Below are 12,569 nucleotides of genomic sequence, written 5' to 3'. Positions count from 1 at the left end.
CCTCCGTCCCGTTCTCTTCCACTCGCTTCCTTTCCCGTCAACCGCAGTATTCACCGGGGAAACTGACGATGTCTCAGAGGGAGCCTTGATGTGCCCGAAAGTTATTCCTGTGCGGCCGCTGTGGCCCCACGGTGCCGGGACGTACCGTGCGCGCCATGAGTGTTACGGCGAGCCTGGACGATTCTTCCGTCACCGTGGAGCCCGGTGGCGAGGCGGACATCTCCGCACGCGTGCTCAACTCGGGCCCCACGGTCGAGGAGTTCCGGTTCGAGGTGGTCGGCCCGTGCGCCGGCTGGACCACCGTGGAGCCCGAGCGGCTGTCCCTCTACCCCGGCGCGTCGGGGACCGCGGTCCTCAGGCTCCGCCCGCCCCGCGATCCGGCGATCGCCCCCGGCGAGACACCGCTCGGCCTGCGCGTCGTGCCGACCGGCGACGCCGACGGGACGGTGATCCCCGAGCGCGGTGTGACGGTGCTGCCGTTCACCGAGGTCACGTCGGAACTCGTACCCCAGACCTCGCACAGTGCCTGGCGCGGCCGGCACAAGGCGGCCGTGGACAACCGGGGCAATACGCCGGTGACGGTGCTGCTGACCGCCCGGGGAGGCGCCGAGCGGGCCCGGCTTGTCATCGAGCCCGTGGAACTGACCATCCCGCCGGGGCAGGCCAGGTTCGCCCGGCTGAAGGTGCGCCCGGCCAAGTGGATCTGGCGCGGAACACCGGTCACACACACCTTCCAACTGGTCGTGGCACCACGGCCGCCGGAGGGGCGCGAGCCGCGCGAGCCGGAGGTGCTGGACGGCACCTGCGAACAACAGGCGCTCCTGCCACGCTGGCTGCCCCGCGCCCTCGTCGTCACGGCACTGCTCGCGGCGGCGGTGGTCGGCCTCTGGTACTCCGTGCTCCGGCCCACCGTCCGGTCGGCCGCGCGGCAGGCGATCACCCCGGAGGCGGTCGAGAAGGCCGTGAACCAGAAGGACAAGAACGGCACCACCGACCCCTCACAGCAGAACACCGGCGGCGCGAACGGCCAGGGCGGCACTACCGCGGGCACCGCCGGATCATCCGGCGGACCCGGCTCCAAGGACAGACCCGCGTCGGAGAACGGCGCTTCGCAAAGGCCCGGGGAACCGGGCGGGCCCGGGGCGCCGAAGAACGCCCGCGTGCAGGTCCGCGCCGGGGTCGGCGGGGGACCGGTGACCGCCACCGCGATCGAGGTCCCCGAAGGGAAGACCTTCGAACTCACCGACATCGTGCTCCAGAACCCCCAGGGCGACGCGGGCTCCGTGGTCGTCTCCAGCCAGGACCAGGACCTGCTCGAACTGTCCCTGGAGAACTTCCGCGACTCCGACTACCACTTCGTCACCCCCATCGACATTCCCCCGGGCGGCAAGGTCACCATCGCCGTGAGCTGTCGCGAAGTGGGCAGGCCGGTCAAGGCGCCGACGCCGGGCCAGTGCTCGGAATCGCTGCTCCTCGGTGGTTCCCTGCGCGCGGACAAGCAGGGGAACGGGTGAGCGGAGGGTGCACGGACCAGGGGGCCGCGTACGCCCCCTACTCCGGCGTCTCCTCCTCTTCGCCGCCCTGCTCCGCCGACCGCTGGACGAACGACCCCTGGACGTCCGCCGGTTCCTCGTCCTCGTCCGCCGCCTCCCGCTGCACCGACGGCGCCGCGGGGGCGGCGGGTGCCGCGACCGCGGCCCGTTCCACCGGGGGCTGTGCCATGACGCGCTCGGCGTTCGCGGCGGCCTCCCGCTCGAAGCGGTCGGAAGGGTCGCTGACCCGGATCCCGCCCGGAGCCTCCGTGCCCTCCACCGGACCGCTCCGCTGCTGGATGACATGGGTGAGCTCGTGGGCGAGCGTGGTCCGGCCCTCGTGGGAGGACGGGTCGTAGGCGTCGCGCTGGAAGACGACGTCGTTGCCCACGGTGTACGCGCGTGCGCCCACGTCCCGTGCGGACTCGTGCGCCGCGCCGTCCGTGTGCACCCGTACGTCGGAGAAGTCGGCGCCCAGCCGGGCCTCCATGTCGGCGCGGGTGCCGGCGTCCAGGGCCCGGCCGCCGCCCGACGAGATCACGTCGTGGACGGACGAGCGCGGTGTCCCGCCGGATTCCTCCGCTTCGCGCTGGAGCATGCCGCGGACGGCCCTGTTGCCGGCGGTGCGCTGGAGGGTGTGCGCGCCGGAGTGGTCGATCACGTCGGGGCGGTGGGTGGCCGCGGCTCTGAACAGGTACGGGAGCTCCGGTGACGCCTGCGGGGCGGTGGAGGCCTTCTCCTGCGCGTCGTCGCGGTCGTGTCCGTACTCGTGCGCGTGCGTCATGGACCCAGGCTGGCGGGCGCGCGCGGGGCGAGTCCAGACCGCGCGCGGCGGGGAGACGGGCAGGGAGGTCTGCCCTTTCGGGCACGTGGGCGTGGGCCGGGCGACATTCGCCGAGTGAGTGTGAGTGACAACCCGTCAGGACGGCTCTTCCGCGCCCTCGTGGACGATCGCGAACGCCTCGGCCTCCGGCGGCAGTCCGGGCCGGAACAGCGCCGCGCCTGCACCGCGAGGCCGTCACCCGGCCGCCGGGCCGAGGCGATAGAGCCGCCGGGCGGTCCCGGCCGAGATCATCTCGGTGACGCGCCGGGCGTCACCGGCCGTCCAGGCGCCCTCGCGCACCCAGCCGTCGAGGAGGCGGGCCAGGGCGTGGGTGAAGAGACGGGTGGCGGTGACATAGAGCTCGGGGAGACCGTACGCGTCGGTGGAGAACATCAGCTTGCCGAACGGCGCGAGTTCGAGGGTCTCCGCCAGGACTGCCCCGGCGCGGGCCCCGACGTGGGTGAGGGTGAGACCGATGTCGGTGTGGACGTGGGGGAAGGCGTGGGCGAGGTATGCGGCGCCGCGGTGGTACGGATAGGTGTGCAGCAGCACCAGCGGGCAGCCGGTGGGGGCGACGGCGCGGACGAAGTCGGTGAGCAGCAGCGGGTCGCTGCGGTGCAGGCGCAGGTCGGGGTCGCCGAACCCGGTGTGGAGCTGGAGCGGGAGCGCGGTGTCGGCGGCGGTCCACAGCAGGTGGCGCAGGAGCACGGGGTCGCGCAGCCGGTCCCCGGGCTTCCGGGTGGCCAGCCAGCCGTCGGCGGCCCGGCGGACCTCTTCCGGGGCGGGGCGGGCGGGGTCGAAGTCCAGTCCGTGGCGGTAGGCGACGACCGATTTGAACCCGACGGCCGTACGGGCGGCCTCCCGCACCGCGCCGGGCAGTTCGCGGAGGAAGTCCCGGCAGCCGCCGGTGGTGTCGGCGGTGCGCTCGGCGAGGGTCTCCAGGCGGGCGATCTCATGGGCCCGTCCTCCCGCCGCGGCCGCCGTCTCCTCCGGGGTGGTCAGGCCGTCGGACAGGCCGGTGTCCACCAGGAAGTCGGTGATGCCGGTCGAGCCCAGCAGCAGCCGGAGGGTTTCGGCGGTGCCGAGTTCGGCGCGGCGGGCGAGGTAGTCGGCGGGCGGGCAGTGGGCGGGCAGGCCGAGCAGCGGCGGGCACCAGCGGCGCAGCGCGAAGCCGAGCTGGGTGTCGAAGAAGGTGGTGCCGGGCGCCGCGGGGGCGTCGGACTCCGTCAGGTACGCGGCGAACTGCTCGGTGGTGAGCGGGGACCGGGCCACTCCGTGGCAGTGCTGGTCCACCAGGGCGACCGGTGCGGTCACCGGCTCCTCGCGCGTGGTCATCGGCTTCTCCCCGGCGGTCGGCGGTGCGGTCAGTAGCGGTTGCGGAGCGCGGCGGCGAGTGCCTGCGGGGCCAGGTCGCGGGCCAGGTCCGCCTCGCCCTGCCGGACGGCGAGGAGGGAGGCGAAGAGGGGTTCGCCCAGTTCCGTGCGGAGGAGGGACGAGCGGGCGAAGTGTTCGAGCGCGGCGGGGAGCGAGTCGGGCAGCCGGGTGGCGTCGGTGTCCGCGGGGTTGCCGGTGACGGGGGCGGGGAGGGTGCGGCCGCGGTCGAGGCCCCGGAGCCCGGCGGCGATCACGGCGCCGGTGAGGAGGTAGGGGTTGGCGGCGGCGTCGAAGCACTTGAGCTCGGCGTTGGCGGCGTCCGGACTGAGCGGCGGACCGGGGACGAAGCGGAGCGCCGCCTCACGGTTCTCCACTCCCCAGCACTGGTACGGGCCCGCCCACTGGTTGGGCCGCAGGCGCAGATAGCTGGCGGGCAGGGGCGCGCCGATGGCCAGCAGGGCGGGGAGCTCGTCGAGGGCCCCGGCGAGGAACGCCTCGCAGGCGCGGCTCATGCCGTGCGGGCCGTCGCCGCCGCGGCAGAGGTTCTTGCCGTCCCGCCACAGGCTGAGGTGGAGGTGGGCGCCGTTGCCGACGCTGCCCGCCGCGGTGACGGGTGCGAAGGAGGCGGTCAGGCCGTGGTGGAGCGAGACCGCGCGGACGGTCTCGCGGACCAGGACCGTGAGGTCCGCCGCGTGCACCGGCTCGGCGGGGGCGACGGAGACCTCGAACTGGCCCGTCGTGTACTCCGGATGGATCTGGAGCACGTCGACGTCCTGCGCGGCGAGGGCCTCGAGGATGTCGCGCAGATAGCCGGACATCCCGACCAGGCGCGTCATGCCGTACGCCGGGCCCTCGGCGGAGTCCGGCACCCGCGGCCCGGGACCGTCGGCGGACCGGGTGGTGACGGTCCATTCGGTCTCGAAGCCCATGAGGAGCCGGATGTCCTGTGCGGCCGCGCGGGCGGTCATCCGGCGTGCGAACTGCCGCTGGCAGGCGGCGTAGGGAGTGCCGTCCTGCTCGTGGCGGTCGGCCGGGGCCCAGGCCCACCCCGGCTGTGCGGCCAGGACGGTGAGGCGGTCGAGGTCGGGGATCAGGCGGAGGTCGCCGACGGGCCCGCCGATGTGGGTGCTGGTGACACTGGAGTCGTCGGAGAGGAAGACGTCGAAGACGGGGGACATGCCCACGCCCCATTGGGCGGCGTGGGCGAGGTGGGCGGTGGGCACGGCCTTGACGCGGGTCATGCCCGCGTTGTCGACCCAGGTCAGGGCGACGCCGTGGATGTCCTTCGCGGTCAGGCGGGCGGCGTGCTGCCGGGCCTGCGACCCCGCGTGTTCGCGTTCGGTGCTGTCCATGAGCTGGCTCCTCGTGGCCCGCGGCTCCGGACGACGCCACCCCCGGCCGGAGCCGCCGGGCCCCTCCGGGGGTGGGACGTCGCCTTGTGGTCGCTATTAGATCCCACGCCCGCCGGTGTCGGCGGGTGCGGACGCCGGGCGGGTCAGGCGGCTGGTCCGGGCAGGGGGTGGTGAGCGGGGGTGGAGCACTCGGGGCACCAGTAACCGTCGCCGTGGACGTAGGCCCAGCCGAGTTCCTTGATGTGGGGGGTGGCGGTATGGGCGTGGTGGAGGAGGTATCCCCACAGGTCGTCGTCGCGTGACGGGCCGGGGTCGGAGATGACGAGATCGAAGGTGGTGCGGGCGTCACAGCCGCGGTGGTCGCACGCCAGATAGAACCGGACGGGTCCGGGGGTCTTGCCTGCGGTCGTCAAACTCATGCGCTCCACTGTCGGGGAGCCGTCCGCCGGCGAGGGGGGTGATCGCGGGATGTCTCCCCCGCATCGGTGACGCTACGTGTAAGTGCGAGCGGTGCGGGGTAACGATGCGTGTTGGCCCACCGGGGCCCGCGGGGATCATTTTTGACATTCCGTCATAAATGCGAGGCCCCGGGCTCCACTGCCCACCGCGTCCGTCCGCCCGGCCGGGAGTCGTCGGCCGGGCGGACGGACGCGCCCCGACCCCCGTGCGGGGCGCGACGGGGAGCGCGGTCGAGTCTGGATGCGTACCGGGCAACTCCGAGGTCAGTCACGGCTGTTGAAATCCCGATGACAGGCGATGGCTGCGCTGGTGGCGCGGCCGGGAAGCCCGGCCGTGAGCTTCCGGCTACCCCCGGCGCCGGGCGCTCGCGGCGCGCAGCCGGAGCGCGCCGCGGTACTCCCGGGCGAGCACGGCCAGCGCCCGCGGCAGGGACGGGCGCGCGCTGCGGTGGAGGATGCCGCGGCCGCTCGCCCGCGCCGCGTCCGCCGTGAGCGACTCCAGCGCCGTCATGGCCCGTACGAGCGGACGCGCGTCCGGCACGGCCAGGGTTGCCAGGCTCCCGCTCTCCGCCAGGGACCGGCGGGCCCGCGTCAGCAGCTCGTCCAGCATGGCGCGCGTGCCGGGTGTGTCCCGCCCCGCCTCCAGTCCCGCGCGGGTCACCCCGTGCTCCCGCAAGGTCTCCTGAGGGATCGTCAGACGCCCGTCGCGCAGGTCCTCGGCGAGGTCGTTGACGAAGTCCAGCCGCTGGCTGCCGTCGATGTAGAGGCGGCAGGCCGCGCGGTAGGCCGCGGTGTCCGCGCCGTCGGGGGCGAGGAGGCCCGCGATGAGCATGAACGCGGGCAGCGAGTAGGAGTCGACGTATTCCTGATAGTCGGCCTCGGTGGCGAAGCCCGTGAAGTGCAGGTCCGTGGGCGCGGCCGCGAGGAAGTCCTCGATGTGGCCGTGCAGGGCGGGGTGGGCGGCCATGGTGTGCAGTACGGGCCGGAGCACCGGGTGGCGGCTGTGCCCGGCGGCCAGTGCCGACCGTACGTCCTCCTCCCACCGCTTCCACACCTCGTCCCGCCCGGCCACCGGGCCGGTGTCCAGGAGGGTGTCGGTGTGGTGCATGAACGCCGTGAGGGCGATGACCGGCGCGACCAGGCGCGCGGGCAGCAGCAGTCGTACGGCCAGGTAGGCGTGGGGCCGGTAGCGGGCGACCGTGCCGCGCCGGTGGGTGAAGTCCGCGCGCAGCCGCTTGTCGCGTACGCCCGCGGCGTCCAGGACGGTCGCCCATGTGTGCACCGGTGGTCCTCTTTCTCGCGTGCCGGGGAGCGTCGAGCCTACCCGTGCCCGCGCCCCGGCCCGGGGCGGCTACTGCCGGACGGTCCAGTGGTCGTTCGCGCCCGCCTGCAGGAAGCGCAGGGCCGGGCAGAGGAAGTCGCGGCCCTGCGGGGCGGTGTCGGTCCACGGCGAGTCCGCGGGGCGGGCGGGCCGCCAGGCGCCGCCGGCGCGCAGCTGGACGGTGCTGCTGTCGAAGACGGTGGAGCGGGCCTCGGTGCAGTAGTAGCCCGTGCCGGTCGAGGGGTTGGTGCTCGCGTAGATCTCGAACATGTCCCAGCCGTGGTCGAGCCCGCTCCGGTCGCGGCCGGACTGCCGGTAGAGCAGGTCCCAGCCGGAGGTGCGGTAGTTGTAGAGGTACGCGGACCACTGGTTGGCCGACGGGCTGTCCTGGACCATCTGCACGGTGTAGGCGGGACGTCCGGTCGCCGTGGTGGTGTACGTCGCGAGGAAGTCGGCGTTGATCGTGAGCGTCTTGGCGGGGCCGCCGGGGCTGGAGCACCAGTCCCAGGCCCAGATCTCGTCGCCGGTGTTCCAGTAGGCGGTGACCATCTCCATGCAGGAGTTCTGCGCCTTGGTCGTGGGCGCGTAGGTGAAGTTCTCGGCGTCCGACACGCGATAGGCGGGGTCGACGCTGTGGGTGGCCATGATGCCGTCGTGGGTGCCCGGCTGCGGGAAGACGCCCCACCAGTTGTGGGTGAGGCCGGCGTCCTTCGTCAGCCGGCCCGCTGTTCGGGACTGCCGCGCGGCCTGTTCCCGGCGGCCCTCGGAGAAGGCGCGCACGGCCCTGTCCCGGCCCGGTGCGGGGGAGTCTGCGGGGCGGTGCGCGAGGGTGACGGTCCCGCGGTGCGGCGCGTCGGGCGACGGTGTGCGGGCGGCCGCGCGGGAGGCGGCCGGGGGAGCGGTGTGGGCGGTGGCGGAGACGGTGGTGCCCAGCACGGCGCACGCGGTGAACAGGGCCGCGGCCACAGTGGTGCGGTATCTCTTCATGGGGCTCCTCCGGAACCGGACGAAACGGGTACGGCGGGGGGTGGGAGCGCGCGGTCGGGTCCGGTGGTGGGCCGGTCCGGACCAATCGGTGAGAATGTCCATGACAAGCACTGAAGTGTCAAGAGCCACCGCCGCCCCGCGCACCCCGGGGCGTGGAGCGGGCCCTCCGACGGGGACGCGCCCCGCCGGGCGGCATGGCCGGATTGCGCCCGGCAAGGGGGTGCCCGCGGCGGCCCTCTTCCGTCGCCCCGCACGCCCCATGCGCCTCCCGCACGCCGCAAAGGCGACGTCATGCCCCCGGCGGCGCCCTTCCGTTCACCCGGAAGGGGTCCCGGGCACCCGCGCGCGACCTGCGGTTGCGGCCCTATCCTGGATGACTGTCGAGTCCTTCCCGTGGCACCAACCTCTGGGGGTCACCGATGACAGCAGAGACGGACCTCACGGCGGCGAGTCCGGACTGGGGCAAGGCCGATTTCGGCGACATCTACGACTGCCCCGACCCCAGCGCCTACTTCACCACCCTGCGCCCCCTCGGTTATCAGATCCCCCACCACGGCCAGGCCGTATTCCGGACACTGGCGGAGACGCTGCGCACCGGCCGCTGCGGCCACGAACCGCCGGCCGTGGTGGACGTGTGCTGCTCGTACGGCATCAACGCCGCACTGCTCAACCACCAGGTCACCCTCGACGACCTCTACGCCCGCTACACCGGGCGCCCCGCCGAGGCCCCGATCCCGCACCTCGTGGCCGAGGACCGGGCCTTCTTCGCCACCCGGCGGCGCCCCGAGCCCGTGACCGTGACGGGCATCGACGTGGCGCCCCGGGCCGTCGCGTACGCCAGGGCCACCGGCCTCCTCGACCACGCCTTCGCCGAGAACCTCGAGACCACCGACCCCAGCCCCGCCCTGCGCGAGGTCCTGACGGGCACCGACCTCGTCACCGTCACCGGCGGCATCGGCTATGTCTTCACCCGGACCTTCGCCAGGCTCCTCGCCTGCATGCCACGCCCCCCGTGGGTCGCGGCCTTCGTGCTGCGCACGGTGCCGTACCAGCCGGTCGCCGAACTGCTCGGCCGGTCGGGCCTGGTCACGGAGAAGCTGCCCGCCCGCACCTTCCGGCAGCGCCGCTTCGCCGATCCCGCCGAGCGGCACGCCGCGTTCGACGCCCTGGCCGCGCACGGCCTCGGCACGGCGGACAGGGAGGCCGACGGCTATTACCACGCCGACCTCTACGTCTCCCGGCCCGCCGCCGACATCGCCGCGCTGCCCCTCACCGACCTGCTGTGACGCTCTCCTCGACACCGGCCTCCACCAGCGGCTCCTTCCGGACGAAGGCCCGCCGCCGGGCGTGGTACGGCGCGCCGCGGTCGTAGAAGACGGCGCGCATCCGGGCGAGTTCCTCCTCCCGGTGGGCGGCCAGCGGCCGTTGGGCCTCGTCCCGCTCCCGCACGCTCTCCTTGGCCGCGATCCGGGGCCGGACGCCGGGCGAGGAGGCCAGGTCGACGGCCAGGTCGGTGACCCGCGCGCCGAACTCCGCGGGCGCGGCGTCCACCAGCCGGTCCACCAGTCCGAGGCGCTGCCCGGCGGCCGCGCTGACCGGTGCGGCGTCCTCCATCAGCCGCTCGGTCATCTCGGCGCCGACGCGGCGCGGCAGGGAGTACGTCCAGTACTCGGAGCCGTACAGCCCCATCAGCCGGTAGTGCGGGTTGAGCACGACGCCGGTCCTGCACCACACCTCGTCGGCGGCGAGTGCCAGCATCGCCCCGCCCGCCGCGGCGTTGCCGCCCAGCGCCGCGACCACCAGCCGGTCGGTGGTCGTCAGGACGGCCTGGACCAGGTCGTCGAGCGCGTTGACGTTCGCCCAGGACTCCGCGGCCGGATCGGCGGCGGCCTCGATCACATTGAGGTGGATCCCGTGCGAGAAGAAGCCCCGGCCCCCGCACAGGACCAGCACGGACACCGGCCGGGAGCGGGCGTAGCGGTAGGCGGCGAGCAGCCTCCGGCACTGGGTCGTGCTCATCGCGCCGCCGGGGAAGGAGAACCACAGGAAGCCCGCCCGCCCTTCCTCGCTGTAGCGGATGTCGGTCCAGGTGCTCCGGTGCCCGCCCACGTCGAGCGGCGCCTTTGCCTCCGGCAGGCGCGGCAGCAGATCGCCCAGCGCCAGCGTGGCGGGCAGTTTGACCGCCGGCGGTTCCCCCGGCCGGCGCCGTCGGCGCAGCTGCGGGATCCACACCGCGCCGTCGGCGGTCGCCCGGCAGACGGCGCCCGCCCGGGTGGCCAGCAGTTCACCCGGAGTGCCCGTCAGCCGGTCCTCGAAGTGGCCGCCGTGCAGATACCAGTCGCGGCCGAGCAGGGTGTCCAGCACACCGGGCCGGGAGTCCGCGGCGCGCAGCTTGCGCAGGACCGTCCCGGTGGAGTCCGCCTCCCAGTCGATGCGCCGCAGCTCCTGGCGGAAGTACGGGCGCGTGCGCACCAGCACGTCCTCCGCCCCGTCGATCCCGCTCTGCCGGACGGGGAGATAGGTGCCCGAGGCGAAGCGCCGCACCGCCAGCAGCACCGCGGTGAGCGCCGCGTCTGCGATCTCGTTGCGGTACAGATCGCTCTTGGCCACCGCCGGCACGGCACACGGGACCGAGGCCCACACGTCCCCGGCGTCCAGCTCGGCATCGGCCTGGAAGACCGTGACACCCCACTTCCGTACGCCCTCGTGCACCGCCCAGTCCAGCGCGGACGGGCCCCGGTCGCCCACCGGGCCCGGGCGGACGACCAGGCAGGGGCAGGCGGACCACACCTCGCGCGGGATGACCGTCGTGAGCATCGGCGCGAGGACCAGATCGGGGGAGTGGCGGCCCACGATCGCGGCGGGATCGCCCCGCCGGGGCACCCGCTCCACCGCCACCGTGTGTCCGTGGTCGCCCAGCTCGGCGTAGACGCGCTGGGTGAGGCTGTTGAACGCGTCGGCGAGCAGCAGGATGTTCATGGGCGACCTCCGGGCAGATCTCGCGTCGGGCCGAAATTCGAGGCGTGCGGCCCGGGAGCGGGCTGGCGACGGGCCGGAGCGGGGACGAAGCCGTGTGGCGGCTGGGCCTGTCGAGGCGGATGGGGACGGCAGGATGAGAGTTTGATGCGTACGCGTCCCGCCGCGCCCGAGGCGCGTCCGGGATGTCACCCGGACGACGGCTCGCCGGGGCGGATGCCACCCGGAAAAACATTCGAGCGCCGGGTGCCGACTGGCGTACGGTGATCGCATGCCCATGGGAATCCTGTACCTCTGACGCGCTCCTCGGGAGCCGTTCGCCCGCGGTGAGAACCTTCGATGTTCCACCGCCGCGCCGCCCTGCCGTCCGCGATGCCTTCGCGCGGCCCGGGCCCACGCTCCCGTATCGGTCACCTCGTTCGCACCCACACCGAGAATCGAGCCGTCAGCATGACTGCCCTGCCTTCCCACCCCGCCGCCCATGACCCTTTCGCCGATTGGCTCCGTGAGCACGCCATCCCCCTCACCGGCCTCGACCCCGACGCGCCGCTGGACGACCTCGAGCCGCTGCGCGAGCTGCTCGGCACCGCCCGGGTCGTCGCCATCGGTGAGAACTCCCACTTCATCGAGGAGTTCGAGCTCGCCCGCCGACGCCTCCTGCGCTTCCTCGCCGAGCGCTGCGGATTCACCGTCCTCGCCTTCGAGTACGGATTCAGCGAGGGCTTCGCGCTCGACGCCTGGGCCCAGGGCGCCGGCACGGACGACGACCTCGCGCGGCACCTCGACGCGGCGATACCCATGGGGATCGCCGGGCCGCTGCGCCAACTGCGCCGCCACAACCGCACCGCACCCCGGCCCGTACGGTTCGCGGGGGTCGACATCCCCGCGGCGGGCGGCTCGCTGCTGCCCGCGCTGGAGCCGCTCACCGGCTATCTCCGGGACACCGACCCCGACCTCCTGCCGCTCGTCGAGGCCGCGACCGGGATCGCCGGGCGGTTCGCCGCCACCTCCGGCGCGCTGGCCGCGCCCGCCTGGGCCCGGCTGGACACCACCGAGCAGGACGCCCTGACCGCGGCCCTGATGCGCCTGCTCACCCGCTTCCGCTCGCTCCGGCCGCTCTACATCGACCGGAGCGGGCAGTACGCCTACGACGTCGCCCTGTGGCGGGTGGAAGCGGCCTGCCACGCGGACTACACCTTCCGCGCCATGTCCGACCTCTTCGCCGGACGCGGCCTGCCCGGCGACACCTCGGCCCGCGATGTGTACATGGCCCAGTCCGTCCTCTGGCACCTGGAGCACTCCGAACCCGGCACCCGCATGGTCCTCGCCGCCCACAACGCCCACATCCAGAAGACGCCGGTCTCCTTCGACGGCCACCTCACCGGCCTGCCCATGGGCCACCACCTGCAACGCGCGCTCGGCGAGGACTACTTCGCCCTCGGTGTGACCAGCACCGCGGGCCACACCGCGGAGATGCACCTCGACGAGGCCGCCCGGTTCGGCTTCACCGTCGAGAACCGGCCCCTGGACACCCCGGAGCCGGGCAGCGTCGAGGCCGCCTTCGACGCCGCCGGGACGGGGCTGGGCGTCGTCGGTCTCCGCACGGCGCCCAGGCCCCCGTCCGGCGGCCCCGACCGGACCCGCCTGCAGGGGGCCTACCTCCACACCCCCGTGCTCGACGCCTTCGACGGGATGCTCCACGTCCCGTCGTCCACGGTGGCCGAGGACGCGGACCTCTGACGCGGA

The 12,569-nt window shown here is 73.9% G+C and carries 10 protein-coding genes; 3 read left to right on the top strand and 7 right to left on the bottom strand.

Annotated elements, in window-relative coordinates:
- Positions 1-155: 155 nt before the first annotated feature.
- Positions 156-1,514 (top strand): hypothetical protein, encoded by a 1,359-nt coding sequence (locus DXZ73_RS06275; RefSeq protein ID WP_205519122.1) that lies wholly within the window; start codon positions 156-158, stop codon positions 1,512-1,514.
- Between the two features lie 37 nt (positions 1,515-1,551).
- Here the strand turns inward: DXZ73_RS06275 and DXZ73_RS06270 are convergent, their stop codons facing one another.
- The 6 genes from DXZ73_RS06270 to DXZ73_RS06245 all read right to left on the bottom strand — a co-directional run bounded on the left by DXZ73_RS06270 (position 1,552) and on the right by DXZ73_RS06245 (position 7,847).
- Positions 1,552-2,316 (bottom strand): DUF4157 domain-containing protein, encoded by a 765-nt coding sequence (locus tag DXZ73_RS06270; RefSeq protein ID WP_116210017.1) that lies wholly within the window; start codon positions 2,314-2,316, stop codon positions 1,552-1,554.
- 234 nt (positions 2,317-2,550) lie between these two features.
- Positions 2,551-3,690, bottom strand: a complete 1,140-nt coding sequence (locus DXZ73_RS06265) for an amidohydrolase family protein (protein ID WP_116210016.1) — start codon at positions 3,688-3,690, stop codon at positions 2,551-2,553.
- Positions 3,691-3,719: 29 nt separating this feature from the next.
- Positions 3,720-5,081 carry a glutamine synthetase family protein gene (locus DXZ73_RS06260; RefSeq protein WP_116210015.1) on the bottom strand — a complete coding sequence of 454 codons (1,362 nt, stop codon included), beginning with the start codon at positions 5,079-5,081 and terminating at the stop codon, positions 3,720-3,722.
- A gap of 143 nt (positions 5,082-5,224) precedes the next feature.
- On the bottom strand, positions 5,225-5,500 hold the full coding sequence (locus DXZ73_RS06255) for a hypothetical protein (protein ID WP_116210014.1): 276 nt from the start codon (positions 5,498-5,500) through the stop codon (positions 5,225-5,227).
- Positions 5,501-5,885: 385 nt separating this feature from the next.
- Entirely contained in the window at positions 5,886-6,821 is a 936-nt protein-coding gene (locus DXZ73_RS06250; RefSeq protein ID WP_116210013.1) for a phytoene/squalene synthase family protein, read from the bottom strand.
- Between the two features lie 69 nt (positions 6,822-6,890).
- On the bottom strand, positions 6,891-7,847 hold the full coding sequence (locus DXZ73_RS06245; RefSeq protein ID WP_205519121.1) for a carbohydrate-binding protein: 957 nt from the start codon (positions 7,845-7,847) through the stop codon (positions 6,891-6,893).
- A gap of 419 nt (positions 7,848-8,266) precedes the next feature.
- Between DXZ73_RS06245 and DXZ73_RS06240 the strand changes: the two genes are divergently transcribed.
- Complete coding sequence (locus DXZ73_RS06240) at positions 8,267-9,133, top strand: hypothetical protein (RefSeq protein WP_116210012.1); 867 nt, start codon at positions 8,267-8,269, stop codon at positions 9,131-9,133.
- Here the strand turns inward: DXZ73_RS06240 and DXZ73_RS06235 are convergent.
- The gene (locus DXZ73_RS06235) at positions 9,117-10,826 is read right to left on the bottom strand and encodes an enoyl-CoA hydratase-related protein (protein WP_116210011.1); all 1,710 of its coding nucleotides are present in this window, start codon (positions 10,824-10,826) and stop codon (positions 9,117-9,119) included. The two genes, DXZ73_RS06240 and DXZ73_RS06235, sit on opposite strands and share 17 nt — an antisense overlap.
- A gap of 447 nt (positions 10,827-11,273) precedes the next feature.
- Here DXZ73_RS06235 and DXZ73_RS06230 point away from each other — a divergent pair, with 447 nt between their 5' ends.
- On the top strand, positions 11,274-12,563 hold the full coding sequence (locus DXZ73_RS06230) for an erythromycin esterase family protein (protein ID WP_116215449.1): 1,290 nt from the start codon (positions 11,274-11,276) through the stop codon (positions 12,561-12,563).
- Positions 12,564-12,569 lie beyond the last annotated feature (6 nt).

The sequence above is a fragment of the Streptoverticillium olivoreticuli subsp. olivoreticuli genome, from assembly GCF_003391135.1.
GTDB lineage: Bacteria > Actinomycetota > Actinomycetes > Streptomycetales > Streptomycetaceae > Streptomyces > Streptomyces blastmyceticus.
Note: the sequence above shows the minus strand (reverse complement) of the source record. Positions and strands in the feature narration are given on the sequence as shown.